Consider the following 22,525-nt stretch of genomic DNA (forward strand, 5'->3'; position numbering starts at 1 on the left):
TTAGATGCAGCTTTGAGTCTATTTAATATGCAATTCGTTCCGGCATTAACTGTTACGATCAGGAAACAAATTTAGTATAAAACGTGTATAGTGTTGTAACTGTCGTACGAAGTGTAGCGTAGTCTCGGCTTCACTTGCGATAGACTCTAACCCGTGACTCGTAATTTGATAAATATAGGTGCTACGCCGATCTGTCGTCCATTTTCCTGTTACATATCCCTGGTCTACTTCCATTTCTCGAAGTACCTCGTAATAATAGCCTTGTGCAGGCTGCCATTCGTATCTTTCTTTAAAAAGTAACCACACTTTCTTTCCACTTTCTTGGCGATGTTCGGCTTCAGTTAGAATCTTTAAAAATAAGAACCGGATTAAATGTCGCACGTTAATTAATCGGTTAAACATTTTTCGTTGCTGCGTATTCAGTTGAATGGGTTCAGATTTACCAGTACCCGAGATATGAAAATCAAAGTGATCGGCCATACTTTTTAAACTCTTCATGGTATCCATACATGATTCTTTAAAACTATCTATTTTCGCATAACCGTCCGAGGTAATAGCGTAGTATTTTTTATTGTTCTTGTTCTCCGTCCGAATCGTTGTTATCCATCCGAATGATTCCATCTGACTTACTACATTGTAGAAATAGGATCTCGCTCGGCCTCGTTGTATATTACTTAATTCCGCGCGGACCACCTCAAAGATATCTGAAGGAGATGCCGACTGATTGTGAAGTTCACGAAAGATGAGCAAGTACATGATATCTCTCTCACTGAGCCCTAAGCGTTCTGGACCGAGTTTAATCTCCTCTTTCACTGGCATTAGACTCCCTCACTTTCCGGATCCTTTAGTTTGATTACGAACGTGACAAAGATTGTTTATGACGTAGTGTCTTTGTGTCTTGACGAATGCCCCTGTATTTCGAAAGGAACGTATATACCACGAAAAAGCTAATTCCATATGAGAGGATCCACACCCCACCTATTGCAATCAGATGAGGAACTAAAAGAGTGCCGCACAATACTAGTGAAACTACAGCGCCTCTTACCATAGGTCCTGTCATCGTAGGTTTTTCAACTTCATCATGCGGTAGTTTACAATCCATAAGACCTTGCATCCGAGAGGATTCAGCTTTCCACACGTAATAAGAAATAATAATTTGAGATATCCCAATCGTACCAAAGATACGGTAAACACTTGGAGGTATCAGGCCGTGAATATGATTGGCCACAAAAAACATGCTAAGAATAAAGGAACAAATTCCGATTTTTATGAGGAACTGCATAGTTACTTCTCCTCTGTTGCTGAAATTAAAATTGCATATGGCAAGTTAAACATTCATATTCTATCATTTGGATCAAGACTATGCTTTTACGGTTATAAACACGATTAGAAGGCCTCTTTATCTCGGGCTGTTTCTGCGCCTGCTATATCTCCCTTAACCCTATAAATCATTGTATAGAGCCAAGGTGTCCGTTGCCCTAATTAGAAAGAAGTGAATCTATTCGACTATGGTCACTGGACGGCCGAATTGTTTAAATGCTTGATCCTCACTATACAAATCCATCTTATACCCCGTTAATTTTGCTGCGAGACGTGCATTTAGCCCCTTCAAACCAATCGCAAGTGTGAGCTGGTTATTGGGCACAATCACTCGTGCTGTCGGATCTTCTTCATCGTCAAAAATGTGGACCTCAAGTACTTTAGCAGGTGCTAAGGAATTTGCAACATACTCTTCCATCTGTTTGGACCATTTAATGATATCTAATTTCTCTCCGCCAAGTTCACTGGTAATGGATTGAATAGTTTGCCCTTTTACGCCTACACATACCGCAACTTCATCCACATTTGGATCTAGTGCAGTAACTGCAATCTTCGAACGGACCCCCGCTTCTCTGGAGATGGATTTGATGGCGACCTTTCCTTCTTGTATTTCTGGGATCTTTGTTTCAAACAACTTCTTCAGATGTCCTGGGTGTACACGCGACAGAATGACCAAAGTTCCCTTAGATGTTTGTTCAACGCGAGAGATATACGCTGATAGTGTATCCCCAAGCTTAAACTTTTCATTTGGCATCAAGTCACTGATAGGTAGGACAGCCTCGGTATGGTCTAGTAAAACATATAAGTTAGATGAGTCCATGCCCTGGACCTTTCCAGTGATGATCTCTTCTTCCTTACCAGCGTACGCATCAAACACGAGAGCTCGTTCAGCTTCTTTAATTCTCATCATAACCACCTGTTTGGCCGTTTGAGCAGCCAACCGTCCAAAGTCTTTCGGAGTAACTTCAATTTCAATAAACTCGTCAAGCTGGACCTCTGGGTTGATCTGCCGAGCTTGGTCGATCAATATCTCGACTCGTTCATCAATAATATCATCTACAACCATTTTCTTTGATAACACTTTCATTGCACCAGACGTACGATTAATATCAACACGCACATTTGTTGCCGTATTGAACTTCTTTTTGTAACTTGATACGAGCGCATCCTCAAGACCCTCTAACAAAACTTCTTTTGAAATCCCTTTTTGCTTTTCAATCTCCGTTAATGCTACTAAAAAATCCTTATTCATTTTCATTCTCCTTTTGTTTTCTGATTTTTACTAACCAAGCTAAATCCGCCCTCTGTATGCGTATCGTTCTCCCTATCGTGCTATAGATACTTTCGACACAATCGTATTACTAGAAAAAGCTTCGATCTCGAGACAGAGATAAATTCTTTACCGCACAAGTACCTTTCGATGGAAACGCAAATCTAAGCGTATATGTATCTGTTTCTAAATAAAATGATGAACGTTTAGTAGATGCTAGGAGCAACGATCGTCAACACATATGGAGAGGGAGGTAGGGCAACAGACCATCAACTGTAAAACTCATCCATATATACATTATATCGTACTACTCGGTCACAGGAAAGTTCTTACTCATCTCGCATACGTTCTTACTTCTCGCCTTTTCCTTCCCCTTTATACGAGATCTTCAACCCTGAGACACATAAACACGGATCTATGATCTACTTTCAATTCTGAAACCTAGATACGTATCTATATCTTTTCTTTAAGGCTAGAGTGAGTGCGCGCCGCGCGCAAAGGGGGTTCCAGGTTCAATAAAAGTAGCAGATTTCTAGATACAAATCTAAACCCTCGTTAAAAGGGGGCAATACAACAGGCAGGCTAAATAGTCAAACAAAAAATGAGCGGTGAGAACGTAGAAGCACTAGGATGTATTAAAAGAGGTTTAGTCCTATGAGCGAGTTGTACGTTTATGCGTGTTTTATGGATTTGTATAGACCTCCTTTGGTTTCTTTGGATGGAGCTAAGTGTTAAAGGTGTCTTTAAGGTCACCTTTAGGTCACCCTATTCACAGAGAGGTATAGCCTATCAACACAACAAAAAAAAGCACCTGCCCTTTCCGAATTCTACATGATCACCAAATAAAAGTGATACAGATCGCCCTTGAAGGACGTAGAATTGGAATGTGGCGTGTGCCTGTTCCTTAAAGATCCATGTTACTAATGTATGAGTAGAGTATATCACAAAGGGGATGGAGTTTTAAAGAGGAACGTGTTGATCACAGAAACAAGTCCCGTCAACTCTTTAGATTCGTACGGATCATACAACGTCTATGTTATTTTCAAATTGCCACGTAACGAATCAACGCGATGTGTACCGTTAACCGCTACACGTCAGATTCATTATTCCAGTACGTTACTTTTATTTTGCAACAATTTGCTGTACTGCCCTTACATATGTTCGCTGATTGCTGAGAAACTGATGCTTTTGCCCCATTTAGACGCTCTAGATATCAGCCGGAGTAATCCCGCAGCGGTGCGTATTGTCTATTTGTTTGCCGATTTTGCCACCTTAGAGCCACTAGCATCAGCCTGACCACTTTAATAGCTAACAGCAACTTCGATAGCCTTGCAGAAGATAAATCCGGTTCACTGACCTGATCTGAAACATTCTTAATGCACTCTTGGTGATAACCAAGACGAGTAAAATACCCACACGTCTTCAGGAAAGTGGAGCCGAAATAATTTTATCAAACGACATCACGAACAAATGGTAAACTAGACTAGTACCATATTCAGAATTTTTGGAGGGTTATGTATGAGTGATATTTACACTGACGTTGAAGAATGGTTATGTAAAAGACCTCTTTGGCTTCAAGATGCAGCGTCTCGGCTTATAAAAAATGATCAACTGTTCGAAGAAGACCTCAATGAATTAATACTTTTGTGTAAAGCTGAAGGTGGGATTATAGATTCAGATAAGGATTTTAAGCGCATTGAACCAGGTGATTTCTCTTCAAAAGATTCGAAATCTCACTACAGACTTGACGGAATACATAATGTAAAAGGAATAAACGCTCTAGGTCCAAGGAACCCGTTAAGTTTCGTTGGAAATCTAACTGTGGTATATGGGCAAAACGGTTCAGGAAAATCAAGCTACGTGCGTTTATTGAAGCATATTTCTGGAGCTAAAAAATCCGAAACATTAATGGGCAATGTGTTTAAGCATGAACCACAACCTCAAGAGTGCACCATTAGCATTACAACTAGTGAAAAAACAAACCAAACTACTTGGACACCTACAATGGGAACATTAAAAGAATTAAGCACCCTGCAATTATATGATACAGACTGTGCAAATTTATATGTCAACGAGGAGAAAGAAGTTGCTTATGAGCCCTGGTTACTTCAGTTTTTCAGTAAATTATCAAACATATGCACAGAAGTCGGACAAAAAATCAAGAACGAAATGGATAGCATATCCCTAAAACAGTTTAGTCCTCCTAGTGAAAGTACAAACACTCAATCAGTTTTATGGCTAAATAGTATTAATCATACAACATTTTACGAAGAGGTTAATACTCATTGCTTGTGGACTGAGACTGACGAAAATACACTTAGAAACTTAAAGCAACAAATTTCTGGGGTGGACCCAGCTGAAAGAATGCAACATTACAGGAAAACTGTAAGCAGTACTTCACAATTAAAAAATATTCTCTCAGGCATCTTTAACTCTCTTAGCGATAATACCTGTGAAGAGATTCTAATTGCTAAGTCTGACTATTTAATGAAAAAGAAAGCTGCAGAAGAAGATGCTCAAAATGTTTTTGATGGACTTCCACTTGAAGGGGTAGGTACTGAAAGCTGGAAACTATTGTGGGAAAAGGCGCGACAATATTCAGAACAGCACGCGTATACAAGTGAAACATTTCCATTTACTTCGCCAGATTCAAATTGTGTCCTTTGCCAACAACCACTGTCACAAGATGCACAAGCTAGATTAGGTAATTTTGAGTCTTATGTGAAATCAACTCTAAGCAAAGAAGTCCAACTTGCAGAGGAGAGACTATCCACTTTACTTAAAGAAGTCAAACAAATTCCCGATGAATCGAGTTTAGAATTATATTTCAATTCAATGGGAATCACATCTGAAGGCGAAAAAGAGAAGATAACGGAATTTTGTAACACTTTACAGAAAAGAAATATGAGTCTTAACAAGGCTGAGCTAATGAGTGAGCTTGTTTCATTACCCTCTGAAGATGTATTAGTCATTCTACATGAGGCTGCAGCAGCGAACCAGGAACAAGCTTCTGTCTATGAAGAACTATGTCGTAATACTGATAGGGAAATTTTGAAAAATACAATTTTGGAGTTAGAGGCACGTAAGTGGTTGCACCACAACAAGAACGATATTACTAATAAAATTAAAGATCTTCAGCGTATTAATAAATTCAAGACCACACTAAATTTGACTAGTACTCAACAAATAACTACAAAAAAATCTTCCTTGTCTGACGAACTTATAACAGCAGAATACGTAAAGAGGTTCCAAAATGAACTGAAGGATCTTGGTGGATCAAAAATCAAAGTTGAGCTTGTTAAAACTAAATCACAAAAAGGCCGAATTTATCATCAAGTTAAATTAATAAATTGTCCAACAAAAGTTCGCACTTCCGAAGTATTGAGTGAAGGTGAGTTCCGTATAGTTTCGCTTGCAGGATTCCTTGCAGACGTTGATACTGGTTTAGACAAAACTCCCTTTATTTTTGATGATCCTATTTCCTCTTTAGATCAATTCTTTGAAGAAACAACTGTTAAAAGACTTGTAAAACTAAGTTTAACTAGGCAAGTTATTGTCTTCACTCACAGACTATCATTTTTAACTCTGCTTAATGATGCTGCAAAAGAAATAAGAGTGGAATGTCATGAAAATTGGTTGAGATCTGAGTCTTGGGGTGCTGGAGAGCCTGGTCAGACACCACTATTTGCCAAGAAGCCATTGCCTGCATTAAATTTACTATTGAATGATAGAGTAGGTTATGCAGAAAAAGTATTTAATGAACAAGGAAGAACAGAATATGACCTACTGGCTAAAGGAATATGCAGCGATTTTAGGATTTTAATTGAACGCTTTATTGAAACAGAATTACTCTCTGAGGTCGTTCTACGGTTTAGACGCTCTGTCCAGACAATGAATAGACTTCAAAAATTGGCCCATATTACTCCAGAGGATTGTAAAATGTTTGAAGAATATATGACGAAATACTCGACATATGAACATTCCCAACCTCAAGAAACACCAGTTGAGTTACCCGAGCCAGACGAATTGAAAGCCGATATGCAGAAGGTTATACTTTGGTCCAAAGAATTTAAAAGTCGTTCCGCTTAATTAATAATTCTTAAAACCTAAAAGGAAGCTAAGGTTTTTTAGCTTCCTTTTAGGTTTTCTATTCTATATATTCATCTATATACAATCATCGTTTGCGTTTTGCTATGCCTATAGCAAAATAAAAATACTATTTAGCCTTTTGCTAAAGGCTAAAGGAATTCTATCCCAAAATTTCTTCGACATGATTTCAACGCTATATATAAAAACTAAAGAAGTTTTCTTCTCACCTTTATGAACTCGGACTCCATTTCTTCTACACTACCGAAACGTTCTTCTATATTTGCTGAACATCCTCTCAATAAAAAGTCATGAACATTTTTATCTTTATTGTACAGTCCTCCTTTGGTGTTACCCGTTAACACAAAATTTATTACTTGTATTAAAGCATAGATTTCGTGTTTAATTTCGTATTTATCAAATCCGACTACTCTAAGATGATTATCGTTTAATGAACCTTTTATACTTGAATCTGGGTCAGTCAGTGTACTATCATTGGTTTTAACCAAACCAAAATCAGAAACTTTCACTATAGTTGTACCATCATCATGAGTTTTAATCAGTATATTACTGTGACTTATATCTCGATGGAGAAGTTCTTTGCTATGAATATATTTAAATGCTTTAAAAATCTGATTAATAATTGATAATCTATCCTTTATTGATAACTTTGTATTATTAGCCCGCATATATTTTGCTAGTGTGTCTTTAACATACTCCATAGTATACTCATTATTTTGATCATTATAGTTGTAAACCCTCACTATGTATGGGGAGTCCAACTTGCTAAGCTCTAAATACTCGTTTTTAAACCTTACAATTTCTTTTGGACTTAAGTTTTTCTTTGCTCGTTTCAGAGCAAATGTTTCGTTATAATGTGTATCGTGAAACTTGTATACATTTGCGTAAGAACCTTCCCCTTTGAATAGGGTTTCAAATGCATCTGACTTTTGGAAACGAATAACATCTGTTTTATTCATCATAGTAAAGATCGGATCGTATTCAACCAGATTGATCCTAGGAAACTCAACAGGTATAGCACTACCACCACTATAGGAAATAAACTCACGACATTGATTCATTATATCTTCATAGTGATCGTTTATTTTAAATGCAAGAGAAGTATCTTTGAGTCTCGCAAATAGAATCCTGATTTTATCAATAAGATCCGAAAGTCTCCTACTTGGTTCTGCATTGTAATTTTTATTACCGATATTTTTCTCATTTAAAAAAGAAAGTAAAGGGTTAATAGAAGCATGAATAAGAATGAATGTCTCTCTTAAATATTCATTACTTATGTCTTTATAAATATCCTTATATATAAACACATCATCAGTCGAGAATTTCCTGTTTATACCTTCATAATTCCCTTTTAAAAATCTTTCTAATGAATGGTCAATAAGTGTAATATAAAACACTCCTTTACTTTTTATGTCCCACTAAACCTTGTCTGTTAAAAGAATCGATCTAATACCAGCAATATAATACTAAAAGCCAAGACGCCGCTGCTCATTGACGCAAGAAGATTGACTTTTCACAATTTCCCCTTCCGGATCCGCGAAGCCCCAAAGCTACTATCAAGCCTACAGCTCAAACAACAGCGCCTACTATCATTTCATTCACCTCCTCAGCCTACTGAAAATTTATCTTAACTTGCAAGCTAATCAGTTTGAAGATACGCCCTAAGAATGAGCTAGTATACTTTATTATCGTTCTTTAGTTTAATCTATTTGAATATCTAAGTAGTCAACTGCTGAATCTGATTTACTATACACTATTTCTTGAAATAGAAGAATAGAAGAAAAGACTTCCTATAAGGAAGCCTTAAAAGAGCGTAAATTAATGTAATTGGGTTCTATCTACCGTTTGAAAGTAAGGAATAAAATTAATAGGTTCATTCCAATCCCCAATTTTAAATCCAATAGATAGTTTATTCTCTGTTGCAGTCTCGCGTTTTTCTGGTCTAAATGATAAGCCCACGACTTTAAACACATTAGGACCTTTATTTAAATAACGTTCGGGTTCTTTCATGAAAAAATTCCTTTCTGTTCATGATTTTATAATTGAGAAATCATTATTATTTTTACAGTTTTCCTAGAACTATATGAATCTTTCTTATATGTAATACAAATATATTTACCTCAGTGTCTCATAATAGACTCATTAATTGTGTGCTTATATATATTTGTATTTTATTCTAGGTATTCAGAAAAGACAACCCTATAAAAAGGGTTACCTTAGCTCTTTTGTCTAGGCCTTACTTTGTATTATTCACTACATACTGCAGTAAACAACTTTACTTCGTAAAGTTCCTAGACAAATAATAAACGTTATCTCTGGATTTTTTCTGTACTCAAATGCTTCATAATCTGAAGCTACTTTCTCAATGAAAATCTTCTAGGAACTCACGTTCCTTATGAAGACTCCATTCTATCAACTACTGACTGATTTTTAGAAGTTCCTTTAAATACTTTTGCATATTGGGATTTGTTGCATATACGTAACAACCATTTATGCCACGTGACAGTAAGACATAATAGATTTTCTGGATATAGGATTTTAATTCTTCGTTATTTTCGTCAGTACCTTTGATTGGAAGACCATTTCGATCCTTATACTTTTCTGGATAGACTATAATTCTAACTTTTTCAAAATCATAGCTTCCATCTTCTTCACCCGTATAATTACAATCGATTTCCTCTCCAAAGATCACGCCTACATAATTTAGATCTGCACCTTGAGTTGTGTGAATACAGCCTATTTCTTCAACACTATTTTCTTGATTAATCCAACCTATTGTTCTAGAGTTCCAGTTAAATGTGTCACCTGTGATAGGATCACTTATATCATATAAATTATTGTCTTTTTGTGTTGCCCATTCCCAAGAATATCCCGCAATCACTCGACATAATTTATGGGTCTTATTTAGTTTCTTTATCCCCTTGTGTAATTCCGAAATGGAATCCATCACTCTAAAGTCATAACCTTTTAGTAATCCTTTTTCATACACAGGGACATCTGAAGCCATTTGCAGATATTTTCTCAACCATGCTAAATATTGATCCCCTGACTTCAACCGGAACTGTTTACGTAGTACATGTCTACGATAATCTGTTGTCTTTTCTTTAAAATGGTCGGAGTCTATATCAGCTGGACGAATAGTTTGATACTGATCATACACAATGGTTAGATGATGAGCGTAGTTTGATATCAGATCTAATTCGGTTGTAAACCCATCCGAAGTGATTAGATGTTTTAAATCTCTCGCTTGCTTCCCAAAATACTGTTTTAGCCGATGTGCTTCATCTACAAAAACATACTTATATTTTGTATCTCTACCTTTTGCCTTCTTAATAAAGTGTGAAGGGGATAACACTGTAATTCCATGTAAACCAACTTTTCGAACTAAATCTTTATATAAGCCTAATGAATGGTTTTGTGGAATGATGAGTGCGATATCATCCCGTTCTAATCCTTCACGGTCCTTACCCGTTGTTTGATCATATACGAGTGTATATAGAAGATTCGTTAAAACTACTGTTTTACCTGTACCTGGATCTCCAGCAATCAGATGTCTACTTTTAGATGTACTTAGCACGGTATCTAAGATGTCACGGCTAATATCAATTTGATTGGCTTTGAGTTTCTTAAAAGGTGAGTATTTATAGATAAACTTATTATGTATCTCTTTTAATGGTTCACTTGCTATTCCTTCATGAATAAGTTTTTCCCATATGGTTACGAACATATCGTTTACATCTTCAATCCCATTGTACGAGTGAATATTCTGGCCTTTAATCTTATTCAGTAAATTGAACTGGGCATCTGCTAGCAAGTAATCAATTAAGAGTGTTTCGATGTGTTTAATGGAGCTCTCATTAAAGAGATCACTTTTAATAATCGTAATGTCAGTAAATGTTTTACTAATATCTTTTAGATGTGTAGAAAAACGACCATATACGTCTGTAGATTTTCCTACATAGAGATTTTTCTTATCTCTTTGGATATACACGACTGGAACTGTATCAATATCAAAGTCTTTAACATCAAAATGTTCAAATTCCTTTCGTGTTTTCTTAAGCATTTCAAATGAATACAGTTTCCCTGCGAGTATCATAACTAACACGTCACTTTCATTATTATATTCAAGACATTTAACTCTCCAACATTCAACTCGGTGCTTCTATAATCAGTAGTATATATCTCTCTTCTTTGCCTACTTCTCGATACCATACATTTGACATAGTTCATCTAAATTTATCTCAATACCAATAGCCTTTAATTTCTCATGTCGATCGTCAAATAGTTTTCTTAATATGTTCTCTTTATCTTTGTCTGTTCCATGATGGATCTGACGATGACACGTTGGACATAATGCTAGAAGTTGGGATGCTCGATCCAAACTAACATTAAAATTCCTTTGATATTTCATGGGTACAAGATGATGAACTTCCAGATATCTTTCTCCTGTAACCTTCGAAGTAAACGAAACATGTGTTTCATCGAAGGCACACTTGAATTTAGATAACCGAAGCGCCTTAGCGGCAACTTGAGCATCTCTTGGCCAGCGTTCTTTTTTGGTCTGATCAATAACAGGTTCTGGTTTTGGAAGTGGAGTATCCTCCGTCTCTATATCCTCCATACTATTCTTTTCGGCTTTCTTTACCTTTTCATCAAGTATCGATTGCACTCTATTTTGGAAGTCTTCTTCTTGTTGCTGCTCTTCTTCTAAAAATTGACCATCATCACTTAACAATAGGTAATCATTAAATTGCTCAAGCGTTCTTTCACCGATCATATATTCAATCTCATTATATGTAATCAATAATTCCTTAAGGTCACTGATAAGTTCCTTTGAACTAGGTAAGTTATTGGCACTATAAAAACGTCCAAGAATATGACCCTTTTCATAGCCCTCTGCTAGCCACCCTTGTCCTCCTAACGTAATGGCTTCTGCAGTCATATGATCTGGAGTAAAGTTCAACTTCTTTTGAATTATATTTGCAGTCGTCCGGATTTTTTTCCGTCCCAGTTTGGTCTGATACTTTTCCTTAAAATATGTCCAGCCTTGGTTTAAGGAAATATACACACCGCTCATATCTGCTTTAAACAAATAAACAATGTAATAACCTTTTGTAGCTGTGGTGGTAATATCTCTATTAAAAATTGAAATCCACGGTATTTCGGCCCATCGTCCGTTTCCAACGGAGCCCTTGACATAGAAATGATCTTGATTTAAATTTGCTTCATTAATAATGATATCTTTAAATATACTGCGTACGTGGTTACCCATCTTATGGTTCTCAAACAATGACAATCTTGCTTCCTGGTAATGATCGAGTATGTATTGTATCGCCTCTCTAATGTGTAGCTCACCTGTTCTTTCGTTAGTGTTTTCTGTTTCTAATCGATTTTCAATAAGCTCTGACACATGAATCACCTCAGTCACGTTGTTATGATTATTATCATACCAGGTTGTTCCATAAAATTGAAACATGTGCTTTCCTAAATGAATAGATAGAAATTTGCTCGATATTGAAAACTCTTTACATGTAATTTCAATCAATTCAAATCTACTAAACTTCATGTATTACGATAAAACTGTTGAGTTGAAACGAAAAAGAGACTGCCCAAGAGTAAAGAAAATTCAAGGGAAATCTCTAATCAGATCTTATTTATGAAGGGTTTAATATAAACTCTGTTGCCCTATTCATTGGCAGCTAAGTCCAATATATCAACTGCTTTTAATGTATAGGACATTACTCGGTTCTTGCCTGCCGCTTTTGCCTCATACATAGCTTCATCTGCCTGTTTAATTAAGAGGTCGGCTGGCACACTTGGGTCATACATTCGATAACCGATGCTAGCTGTAGTGATTGTTTCATTTTCGATACGGGATCTCATTCGTTCCGTGATCTCTTCCATATCAACGTCGAGACTTTGAATAAGTAAAACCATCTCCTCTCCACCATATCGTCCAGCCACACCTATGCCCTGAACCTCTTCCTTGAAAATAGTTGCCACTTGCTTAAGTACTTCATCTCCTACTTTATGTCCTTTGGTATCATTCAATCTTTTAAAATTATCGATATCACAGAATATAACATTCACTGGAATACTCCGATCCACACAGCCATTGATATACTTAGTAAAATACCTTCTATTAAATAGCCCAGTGAGTGAATCTGTAATTGCGGAAACGTACGAGCTTTGCATGATGATCAATGAATGTTCAATCAGGTTGACCAATAAAAGAGTGAACGAACTGACTTCAAAAATAATATTGAGCATGTAAAGAGATCCATGTAACGATGGCACGATACTTATAGCCATGGAGATCAGTAGAGAAGCTAGAAATAATCCAGAAGCCATATAAATGGATTTACCTCTTCCTAACTTATCCCCATATAAAATCATCATCGTTACGATCGATAAAATGGCTATGATATGTCCGAGTATAGGAGCAAACAAACCGGTGAGAATCACGACAATGGTTGGAACTATAAAAATGAGTTGAAGTTTAAGGTTTTCTTTGTTATGTATCCGGTAGAAGCCATAAAGAAATATAATGAACGTACTTTTTACTATGATGTTAAAGAAAGAAGAGATTGCATGTGATTCTATTCCTACAGTGGTTGCAACTAAACTGAAGATCAGTATTATCCCATTGAACGCAAGATAACCTAGCGTGATTTTAGATAAGAACATGTATGATTTTCTTTTCCGCTTTTCAAGTAATTGCCTCGATAAAACCCAAGACAATATTAATATTGGAAAAAGTAGAAGTGATGCAATGAAGCTCCCTTGAATACCCACAAAAAAATCAAAAATACTCATAAGTCTTGCACATCCTTTTTATTGATAGAAATTATCAAACCAGTCTCGATGTAATTTCGTTGGGTTCTTGAAATATTGAACCCACATATATAACCATTCGTTTTTGCCTTCTTTGCTTGATCTCCATTTCTGTCTCTGTGCTATTACAAATGGAATAAAAACGGGTGCCCATAGAATGCTTCCACTTAAAATAAAATACAACATTCCCTTTGGCGTATTTAAGATCGGATCCCAAGCAGGATGCTGAGTATCCAAACCCTTTGCTTTGGCCCAGCAGAAGAGAATGACATAAAGGACAAACCCACATACGACATAAAAAGCAGGTATTACAAATTGAAGATTAAAGACGAACAAAAGCAGTATCACAGATAAAAGCAATAATACTTTGTTGTGCTTTCTCATAGTTCACCTCCCATATTGTTAAAGAAATAAAAAAACGCGAACTATCCCTAAGGACGTTCGCGTGCTTCGCGTTAGCATATTTAATTGTTCTCATTATACAACAACCTCTCTTGTTGCTCAATCATTCTCTGTTTATTCTTAGTGAAAGAGGTCGCCATTTATGCACTAATAATTTGATATCTGGTTAAATCTCAACGTTGTCAGCAGGGTACGTGATCCTTTTTCAAATCATTACATCCGATTATAAGCCATATTAACTAAAGCACACTGGACAATTACAGTAGAGTTCAATCAATTCACATCAAGTGCTTTTCGCAGAGCCATATCGGCTTTATCCAAACTATCGTTAGCATTTTCAATAGCATTTTTTATTTTGGCAAGGTTCAATATATCCTTCCAGTTACTTTTGATATCTTTGGTTACCTCTTTAAGAACATCTGTAGCATCGGTTTTCAGATTTGTTAACCCATCCACATCCGAAAAATTGCGTAGAGAAATTCGATTTGCAAAAGATGAGATCTTCTCAGCCATTGCTCTATTTGATAGAGTTGAGGACAATTGGTCAATCACTTCCGATTCCTTTGCAGCTTCTTTTAGATGGAATAGATAATCTTTGATAGGTTGGTATGCATTATTCGTTTTTTCCATCAGTAGTATAGCATCCATATATGTGAGCTTTTCATTTGGATTGGAACGAAGCGCGTAAATGCCAAAATCACTGAGTGTTTTACCCTGCTCCATACTGTCTACATGCATTACACGTTTTAGTATGGATGCTGCATCTACAGTTGTTACTGGCTCATCCGGATTGACTACTTCATCCTTTAATACTAAACCTACATGTATTGAATATTGGAGAACCTCTTTAAACTGCTCATCCTGACTTAACTCATAGAATGACTTTGCCAGAAGCACGGCTTTAATTTCAGGGAAGAGAACAATCAGGAGGCTCTTTAACAGTTGCTCTTTGGTGATTAGCTGCTCTGGATGAAACTCTCCTTGGAGAATCCCTAATTCTTTGCTCTTGCTTATAACGTAATTTTTCACGGGATCAATGGATAAATTAGAAGCTTCAGTTTGAACCCACATCCCTTTATGTTCTTCTTTAGCCTTAGATTCTAGTTGTTCAAATAGACCTTCCCAGCGTGTATTAGGTGCAATCGCCATAGACCGAGCAAATCCGTTGGAGACGAGAGCTGCATTGAAGAATATGCCATCTTCTAGGTATACATAAGCAAGTACTCTACCATAGGGATCATCAGTCTGGTCCCGAGATACATAAACTGTTTTACCTATCAGTTGATCTTTAGTGTATTTTGAAGCTTCTGGGCCATAAAATTGGATAGGCCCATTTAGGACCTCTGGGGTATCAACACCAATTAAACGAAACACAGCTTGCTTGCCGGCACTTGTCCCATCTGTATATTGCCCGACAAAAGTATCGCCATCTTTTACACGTGTGACCTTAATCTTTTCCAGTGGAGTAGAGTTGATGGTCACGGTTTGATTTTTACTCAACCACCCGACCGTGGTACCCATACTCTCACTAATAAAACGAAGGGGCACATAGGTAACATTATCAATCATGACGGGGGCTTGACTCAGTTTTAATGATTCCCCATTGACTGTGGCATCTTTCTTCCCAATGACCAGATATACGCTTTGTTCTCCCTTTGTAGCTTTAATGGAGTAATTATCTTTGTTCCATTCAATAGCTGCACCTAACCTCTCAAATATCGTCCTCATGGGAACTAATGTATTTCCATTTATCATTTTTGGATAAACATCAAAATGTAGTTTTTCTCCATCTACATACACTGATATTTCCTTCTCCACAGCTGCGGCGCTCATTTGTAATGGTGAGGATAACGAAGTTATCGCAACGATAGAACTAATCATTAGTTTTTTGAACATCTTTTTTTCCTCCTAAGCAAAAAAAAGAACGCACAACTCCTAGGAGTTTGCGCGTTCTTCGTCGCTTCATATATTTGATTAAGCTTATTATATACAAAATAATGTAAGCTGATCAAGCATATATCAGTTGTATAATAACCGTGCACAGCGTATCTCTCATGGTATGATTCTATATCATCACAAATACTTATTATCCAATAAATCGATGAGATCGTCTCCGAAGATTCAATTAACTCAATTTTTGAATCAGTGTTGTCTGATCTAATTTTTCTATAATAGATTCCAGATCAATTGTTACATCTACCATATTTCTAAGATGAAATGCTGCTTTATTATGGCCTAATATGGCAAGTACTAGTGTTCCATTTTTCTTCGCTCGTTTAATAGCAGGTACGAAATCTGCATCTCCAGAAAAAACAACAACATAATCGTACTTATATACAGAGAATTGATAAAGATCCAAACAGATCAATACATCAACCCCTTTTTCAATATAGATATCCTTCTGGATATCACATGTACCGCGATACACATTAATCCCATCATGTTCTAGCGCTTGCAAGAACTTATGCCTTTTATTATATCTAATCTCATCCGCATGCTTAGGTGGTAGAGCTCCATAGAAATTAAAATCCGTAGACATCTTCAATCCATAGTTAGATTTCAAATATTCTTCAACTACTTCATAGAATTTTCGCCACGAACGAATGCCTTTGATTCCTAATTCAAGTAACTGATAAATAGCATTGCTTTCATCAATGAGAATTGCACTTTTGAGACGTATCCCTACTGGTCTCATGATCTTCAACCTACGGACTTTCTATTCTTAGAGATTCTAAGAAGATCCATGAGTGGCAAACCTAGACACTCCGATATCTGAAGTAAATGCTCTTCTTTTGGAAATCGCACATCTCGTTCCCAGGCTGAAATTGTGGTTTTATCTACGCCCATTTTTAAGGCCAACTGTTGCTGAGAGTACCTTTTTGATAGCCTTTTAAGTTTAATGTCTGCTGCAATGGTTGTGATTGGTTTAATTTTCTGTACGTTCATAACATTCACCTCTGGTTCATTTGTTTAGCTGGATAATTTGTTGGGTTAGAAACCTAACCACCTCAAACTCTTGCTCCTTCATTTAATCGTTGAGTTGCGCCCGCATAAAGTACAGTTCACACAAAAAAGCACCGCTAGACGTCTTCAATCGACGTAGCGGTGCTTCCACTTATTTAATATTTGATTACCGTAAGTATATCATAGCCGTTTGGATAATATAAGGATCAATTAACAAATGAATAACTGGAAGTATCGATAAAAAGCTCTCCAGTGTATTTCCTGCTCCTTGTCTGAGCAAGATAGGTATATAAGTGCCTTTCTCAATGAGGGGCTTACTAGCTTGCCTCAATTTAAATTGAAAGCTACATATATGTTACTTGGATGTAGGGGTCAAGATATTGATGTTTTAAGTTTATGTTCTGATCTGGAAGTTAGTTTCATATCTTTTAGGTGATGGAGTTATTTTAAAACATATTAAAACCATTTCAAAACACCATCAATTAATACCTTATCTTAATGCATTTATTTAACACCATAGATTAAAACCTTTAGTTAATACCTTTTTATAGGCCCAAAAAAACGAATGAAACCCTTGATATATAAGGCTTCTAACATAAGCTTCATTTTCGAAAGAATAGACTAAAAGCTGAATACACTCTGCTGTAAGCTATGTCCACGAACCAACAAAACTTATCAACGTTTAGCCTAAAGTAATCCCTACTCTAATAAACGATATACCATTTGAAGAATTCATAATCAACAACGAGTATCACTTTATCAAAGATGATAAACACGTTATCCACAGGTATTTTATACAGTTAGTATTTAATTAGATGAAATATTTAGGATTGATTACTCTCTCGAAAGAAAACTCCTTAATGATTGTAAATATTATTCATTTTATCTCATGACAAATAGCAGTCACTCTACGGTTTGTAGAAGTCACTGCATCAAAATTTAGATGAATTAGGATTCAAAACAACTTAAAGAAGCCTAACTTTGTTTTCAAATTAGACCAATTAAACTACATTATTTTTTTGTTTTGAGATGAATTTTTCGATCTCAAGTTTGATCTCTAGAATAGGTGCGGGTAAGGTTTTTATCTGATAATAACGTTGAGCGAACCATTCAGGGTTTTGTCTAAAGCGACTAAGCCAGCAGTTATGTAGCAGACGAAGCTTATCCCAAATCTCGCGTTGTTGTTCCTCTGCTGTGACAATCAGATCTTGATTCAACTCTGAGAGTGCATCATTAACAAAAAGCTGAGTTTCTGCCATGTGTTTCTTCTGGTGTACTACTTCAAGGTCCATGGATAGCTGTACTGCATACTTCAGCTCGGCTGATTCCATCACAGACCGAAAGTAGGCACTGATCTCATCTAATTCATTCTTATCATCATTAACAATATACTCAGAGTCTTCTCGGTATATCATATTGAAGAAGGTTTGAGAGCGCATCTTATTTAGCTGAATATTAAACAGAGCTGTGTCAAAGATCTCAGTGGCATATTCATAGCCAAATTTAGCATAGTAGTCTTCCATGACTTTTGCGATCTGCCACACTGCTTTGCGTGATAGAAAGTCACAACAAAAACGATGCTTTTTAAGCTGTTTAAAGACCCACAGCTCAGCACCCTCAGAATAGACTTCCCCCATATCGATCCATTTTTGATGAACATGGAGTACTTGATAGTTTTCTGTATGTATTTTAATTTTCAGATACTTGGAAGCTTGGATAAGAATGGTTTTCGCTTCCTTAGGCGTTCGAATATTAAGAAGCCCAGTTGGACCATAAAGATCATTAATATAACCCCAGCGAAAGTTTCCGGGGATGTAGATCAATTCTTTACCGACATAATGGAGAACAAACCGTTGAACATTGCGATCTTCAGATAGGAACTCATCGCAATTGAAAAATGCAAAGTTCTTCGCATAGAGGTTTTCTTGGGAAGGCTCTGCTTGATCTCGAACAAAGACGTATCGATTAAAGAACAGGTTTCCAGAATCATTGTAGTGAACAATGCCCTCAAACACTAACTTATTAAGAAGGATTCGGATACGGTATGTGGAGGTGCCCATACGTTTTGCAAGTGCTGTTATGGGAAGCGGAACTTCCCCACCATATGCGCAAATTGTACCGAGCAGCAATTTAAGTTTGAATAACAAACGAGTATCATTGTGGAGTGTCCGTGCATCAAATAGATCAGGATGGTGTTTCATAGTGTGCCGCTCCTTAAATCCAACCGGAAAATGGTATGGGAAATAAGAGGTTTTGGCTTTTTTTTCTGAAAAAGACATGCTATAATTGAGGCATATCCATTTAAGAAGCAAGACCAAGACCCGATTTCTCGAATTCTATCTAAATGCCAGGTCGCCAAACTTAGCCATTTAGTAGAACTTTGTGGTTGGGTTCTTTTTTTATGCTGATTTTTATTTCGACAGTTAATTTCGAGTAATTCGTTTATGTATTAATAGATCATCTAAGCTTTAAGCAATTATAGCACTGAAAAAATTGATGGTAAATAGAGGTAAGTTCAGCGGAGATTTGGAGGATTTATGAAATATCCCTTGGAGTATAAGGTCTAACAATAGAGCGGAGATTTGGAGAATTATTTCTGAACCCCTACTCAAACAGTGTTTTTTGGGAATAATAGATAAAAAAAAATATTTTCTTATCTATACAGCGGAAATTTGGAGAAGTTTATCTTACTATTTAACACCATTAGCGATTTATATATTGAATTATCCAAGTTCAGCGGAGATTTGGGGAATTATTCACTGTTTTATACTTCAAAAACTAGTTTTTTTCCCCCAACTGTCTTTAAAATAAAGATAGAAATGCAAACTTCGCTTATATTGAGCGGAGATTTAGGTAAGAAACCTTTCTCCAGCGGAGATATGGGGATTTTTTTAGGATCGAGCGGAGATTTGGAGTAATTTTTGTACCATTTTAAAAAATTCCCCCAAGTTTTGAGCGGAGATTTGGGGGAAATAAAAATAGAGTTAGTTATCTAACTCTATTTAGTGAATATTAGAAGGGTAAGGTCAGTTGCTCTGGCTCATTCATAAAATGATTGATTTGTTGATTCCCTAGCAAATCCTCAGCTTCGTAAGGTTTGACCGGGAGAAAAGTAATGTGAAAAACATCTTTCTTTCGTACATAAGACTCAACGGTGACTCCATGGTTAACAAAGTCATTTAAACACTCTTCAATAAATGAGAGATTGATATCTTTCCTTTTACTGCGAAACTGTATTTTGTGGATAAAGTATGTGTAATCGAATTCAGCAGTATATCCTTGCTGGCGTAAGTAACAAAGAAATCTTTCCTTCTGCAAAGGGAAGATTAAATGCTCCGACATCCGATTTTCGAAATGAATTAACTTATCACTGTACGCACGAACGACCTGGCCCATCATGTAATTTTGGTGAATATCCTCTGCGATAGTGATCTCTGCCATTTCCCCGTCACCGAATTCAGTAATATGCAATCGATCGAAAATACCAAATACGAGTGTTTCATTATCCGAGATAACATTAAATTTAACGTTAGCGAGTTTAGTCAAACGGCTCTTTACGGAAAGATAGTTACTTTTATTATCAGAACCATGAGTTCTTCTCACTAAATCCCCGATCGTTACGTATATTTTGCGCTCTTCGAAAAATAGTTTACGATCTCGCATAGAGAGTACAGCTCTAAACAATTTTGAATCTGTTTCATCGATGGCACGTAAAATTTGGTCTTCATTAATGATTTCTTGATTCACAAGTGTCAGTAATGAATAATTCTCATCAGGTTGATATTCACTGATATAATGTAACTTGTTATCGATGATTACACTTTTCTTGGTTAATTTCATACGTGACCATCCTGGATTTACAGCGGCATGATCCGTATATACCAGGGGTTGATCAATGATAATTTTGTTGATGTTCCCGTCGAAATTTTTTATAAGTATGTCTGCGATGATTACAATCGTATCTGATTTAATTGCCTTTTTTATTTGTAAAGGCGTCTTGTCTTTAATATATAGGTAATCAATGAGTCTTGACGTTTTGTCATTTGCCCATGTTTTGACTTCTTGGACTCGTTTTGCATTTAACTCCTCTAGCGTACTAACTTCATAAATTTTTATGAATTGCTCCATGCCATACATCTCAATGAGTTCATTGGCAAGGTCAAGTTCCTTCACGACTTCAACACGCTTGTTTTTTACTTTAGATATATTTGAAAGCTCTTGAAGAGACTTGAGCCATCGTTTCTTTGTTTTTTGAAGTTCTTTAAATGTATTCCTTCTTACCTCATGTATGTTGGCAGGTGTGAGCTCAGAAGAAATGATGTCATGCAGGAAATCCCTGATGTTTCCTTCATTAAGTTTATTATAGAGCTCTTCACATCTAAGGCCTAACTCATCAACAACTTGATTGATAAAATATTGCGGTATATGCTCTTCCATCAAAGCTACTCACCTCCAGCACTATCATAACATAGAAACTCTTGGATTATATATTGGAATAAAAATCAATATAGGTCCCAGTTTTTTGGTTCCAAAATACGATTCGACGTAGTCAAAGAGCCTCACAGACACTCAAAGTGTGAATATAATAGCTATTCACACTTTGGGTCCTTTCAGAAAATTAGTTTGTTTGAACTTACCGCTGTAACTGTCACTATTTTCATCATATCGATCCATAAAAAAATCAATATAAATCCTAAGGGAACCAAAGCTGAAAGACACCTTCTATTGTAGTTGCGAGAAGAGATTAGAGTTATGGAAGTACTAATCAAAAAGTAAAAGAAAACGGTATAACGTCTTATTTCTAATTGATTGCTCCACCTATATTTGTACAATCACTTTCAATTTTTTATGTTACTAATAATATATAATCTTAGATGAATTAACCCATATAGAAACTCTTTTTAGGAGAACAAATAAATCATACTGACATGGCTATAGGAAGAGAATATATTGGACACTTCATATATGTCTTGCACTTTTTATTGCCTTTAGTCCAGATAACTGAGAGTTTAGAAATAAGAGGCGACCAACAAATTGGTCGCCCCTCCTACAAATTTTGCTATGTAACCGCATGTAAATCCTCTTTAGTGCCACTTCAAATGATATTGCATTATGGTGTGTGAATCGTATATCAGTCTCAAATATCTTAGCCTGGTTTTGTTTTCTGAGTAGTGAACACTCCTAACAAAACAATCTACTTCATTCTTAGAATAGTTGCATCTACTAGGTGTATTGGATGTCTCCAAAGCAACGTTACTTATTAACCTCATCATTAGCCTCAATATTCTTGAAAACTTCTTCAATCTCAGCCTTCCGAACAATACTACTTGTTATTTGGTACTCTTCATAGAGTTCAGTATAGTGATTTAATCGTTCTAGCTGAGCCTTCTCTATTTCAGACAACGACTCTTCGTTATATTGCTGATATTGTGTTTCCAACTCAGTATACTTCAATTGCAATTCTTCTTTTTCAACAATACTATCCGTTAGATAATATAGTCGAAGTATCTTTGCCATTAGTGTTTTTGTTTCAACTAGTTTGTTAACAGATGAGCTATTTTCCATGTGAATCCCTCCTATATTAATATCATATCACAGACTAATTTCTCCCACAAAAACAAAAAAAGC

Annotated in this window: 15 protein-coding genes; 1 reads left to right on the top strand and 14 read right to left on the bottom strand. The window is 36.2% G+C overall.

The genetic code is table 11. From position 1 onward, the window contains the following. Nucleotides 1-45: 45 nt before the first annotated feature. Together V6668_RS31595 and nusA are read right to left on the bottom strand one after the other, a co-directional pair. Nucleotides 46-813 carry a helix-turn-helix transcriptional regulator gene (locus V6668_RS31595; protein WP_180361812.1) on the bottom strand — a complete coding sequence of 256 codons (768 nt, stop codon included), beginning with the start codon at nucleotides 811-813 and terminating at the stop codon, nucleotides 46-48. 685 nt (nucleotides 814-1,498) lie between these two features. Next, nucleotides 1,499-2,572 carry a transcription termination factor NusA gene (nusA, locus tag V6668_RS31600; RefSeq protein ID WP_338709108.1) on the bottom strand — a complete coding sequence of 358 codons (1,074 nt, stop codon included), beginning with the start codon at nucleotides 2,570-2,572 and terminating at the stop codon, nucleotides 1,499-1,501. Between the two features lie 1,536 nt (nucleotides 2,573-4,108). Between nusA and V6668_RS31605 the strand changes: the two genes are divergently transcribed. Continuing rightward, the gene (locus V6668_RS31605; RefSeq protein WP_338709109.1) at nucleotides 4,109-6,679 is read left to right on the top strand and encodes an AAA family ATPase; all 2,571 of its coding nucleotides are present in this window, start codon (nucleotides 4,109-4,111) and stop codon (nucleotides 6,677-6,679) included. A gap of 206 nt (nucleotides 6,680-6,885) precedes the next feature. Here V6668_RS31605 and V6668_RS31610 read toward each other — a convergent pair whose 3' ends face one another. The 12 genes from V6668_RS31610 to V6668_RS31665 all read right to left on the bottom strand — a co-directional run bounded on the left by V6668_RS31610 (nucleotide 6,886) and on the right by V6668_RS31665 (nucleotide 22,462). Continuing rightward, complete coding sequence (locus V6668_RS31610; protein ID WP_338709110.1) at nucleotides 6,886-8,094, bottom strand: protein kinase family protein; 1,209 nt, start codon at nucleotides 8,092-8,094, stop codon at nucleotides 6,886-6,888. Nucleotides 8,095-8,515: 421 nt separating this feature from the next. Then, nucleotides 8,516-8,707 carry a hypothetical protein gene (locus tag V6668_RS31615; protein ID WP_100526639.1) on the bottom strand — a complete coding sequence of 64 codons (192 nt, stop codon included), beginning with the start codon at nucleotides 8,705-8,707 and terminating at the stop codon, nucleotides 8,516-8,518. Nucleotides 8,708-9,113: 406 nt separating this feature from the next. After that, nucleotides 9,114-10,793, bottom strand: coding sequence for a DNA/RNA helicase domain-containing protein (locus tag V6668_RS31620; protein ID WP_422395304.1), 1,680 nt, complete (start codon nucleotides 10,791-10,793; stop codon nucleotides 9,114-9,116). Between the two features lie 99 nt (nucleotides 10,794-10,892). Further along, entirely contained in the window at nucleotides 10,893-12,173 is a 1,281-nt protein-coding gene (locus tag V6668_RS31625; RefSeq protein WP_338709112.1) for an MrcB family domain-containing protein, read from the bottom strand. A gap of 209 nt (nucleotides 12,174-12,382) precedes the next feature. After that, the gene (locus V6668_RS31630) at nucleotides 12,383-13,513 is read right to left on the bottom strand and encodes a GGDEF domain-containing protein (protein WP_338709113.1); all 1,131 of its coding nucleotides are present in this window, start codon (nucleotides 13,511-13,513) and stop codon (nucleotides 12,383-12,385) included. A gap of 18 nt (nucleotides 13,514-13,531) precedes the next feature. Further along, on the bottom strand, nucleotides 13,532-13,915 hold the full coding sequence (locus tag V6668_RS31635) for a hypothetical protein (RefSeq protein ID WP_091036695.1): 384 nt from the start codon (nucleotides 13,913-13,915) through the stop codon (nucleotides 13,532-13,534). Between the two features lie 291 nt (nucleotides 13,916-14,206). Further along, entirely contained in the window at nucleotides 14,207-15,829 is a 1,623-nt protein-coding gene (locus V6668_RS31640; protein ID WP_338709114.1) for a stalk domain-containing protein, read from the bottom strand. 229 nt (nucleotides 15,830-16,058) lie between these two features. Further along, nucleotides 16,059-16,628 (bottom strand): NYN domain-containing protein, encoded by a 570-nt coding sequence (locus V6668_RS31645; protein ID WP_133120409.1) that lies wholly within the window; start codon nucleotides 16,626-16,628, stop codon nucleotides 16,059-16,061. A gap of 5 nt (nucleotides 16,629-16,633) precedes the next feature. Beyond that, nucleotides 16,634-16,879 carry a helix-turn-helix domain-containing protein gene (locus tag V6668_RS31650; protein WP_100526645.1) on the bottom strand — a complete coding sequence of 82 codons (246 nt, stop codon included), beginning with the start codon at nucleotides 16,877-16,879 and terminating at the stop codon, nucleotides 16,634-16,636. A gap of 1,019 nt (nucleotides 16,880-17,898) precedes the next feature. Then, nucleotides 17,899-19,098 carry a hypothetical protein gene (locus V6668_RS31655; protein ID WP_338709115.1) on the bottom strand — a complete coding sequence of 400 codons (1,200 nt, stop codon included), beginning with the start codon at nucleotides 19,096-19,098 and terminating at the stop codon, nucleotides 17,899-17,901. An 811-nt stretch (nucleotides 19,099-19,909) separates the two neighbouring features. Next, nucleotides 19,910-21,334 (bottom strand): hypothetical protein, encoded by a 1,425-nt coding sequence (locus V6668_RS31660; protein ID WP_338709182.1) that lies wholly within the window; start codon nucleotides 21,332-21,334, stop codon nucleotides 19,910-19,912. Nucleotides 21,335-22,150: 816 nt separating this feature from the next. Further along, nucleotides 22,151-22,462: a hypothetical protein gene (locus V6668_RS31665; RefSeq protein WP_338709116.1), complete on the bottom strand. Its 312-nt coding sequence runs from the start codon at nucleotides 22,460-22,462 to the stop codon at nucleotides 22,151-22,153. Nucleotides 22,463-22,525: the final 63 nt, after the last annotated feature.

Origin of the sequence: Paenibacillus amylolyticus (assembly GCF_036894225.1) — a bacterium.
In the GTDB taxonomy this organism is placed as follows: domain Bacteria; phylum Bacillota; class Bacilli; order Paenibacillales; family Paenibacillaceae; genus Paenibacillus; species Paenibacillus amylolyticus.

Coding starts and splice junctions, on each gene's coding strand:
- V6668_RS31635 (WP_091036695.1), bottom strand. CDS start 13,915: ATGAGAAAGCACAACAAAGTATTATTGCTTTTATCTGTGATACTGCTT.
- V6668_RS31660 (WP_338709182.1), bottom strand. CDS start 21,334: ATGGAAGAGCATATACCGCAATATTTTATCAATCAAGTTGTTGATGAG.
- V6668_RS31630 (WP_338709113.1), bottom strand. CDS start 13,513: ATGAGTATTTTTGATTTTTTTGTGGGTATTCAAGGGAGCTTCATTGCA.
- nusA (WP_338709108.1), bottom strand. CDS start 2,572: ATGAATAAGGATTTTTTAGTAGCATTAACGGAGATTGAAAAGCAAAAA.
- V6668_RS31645 (WP_133120409.1), bottom strand. CDS start 16,628: ATGAGACCAGTAGGGATACGTCTCAAAAGTGCAATTCTCATTGATGAA.
- V6668_RS31620 (WP_422395304.1), bottom strand. CDS start 10,793: ATGATACTCGCAGGGAAACTGTATTCATTTGAAATGCTTAAGAAAACA.
- V6668_RS31625 (WP_338709112.1), bottom strand. CDS start 12,173: ATGTTTCAATTTTATGGAACAACCTGGTATGATAATAATCATAACAAC.
- V6668_RS31640 (WP_338709114.1), bottom strand. CDS start 15,829: ATGTTCAAAAAACTAATGATTAGTTCTATCGTTGCGATAACTTCGTTA.
- V6668_RS31665 (WP_338709116.1), bottom strand. CDS start 22,462: ATGGAAAATAGCTCATCTGTTAACAAACTAGTTGAAACAAAAACACTA.
- V6668_RS31605 (WP_338709109.1), top strand. CDS start 4,109: ATGAGTGATATTTACACTGACGTTGAAGAATGGTTATGTAAAAGACCT.
- V6668_RS31615 (WP_100526639.1), bottom strand. CDS start 8,707: ATGAAAGAACCCGAACGTTATTTAAATAAAGGTCCTAATGTGTTTAAA.
- V6668_RS31650 (WP_100526645.1), bottom strand. CDS start 16,879: ATGAACGTACAGAAAATTAAACCAATCACAACCATTGCAGCAGACATT.
- V6668_RS31655 (WP_338709115.1), bottom strand. CDS start 19,098: ATGAAACACCATCCTGATCTATTTGATGCACGGACACTCCACAATGAT.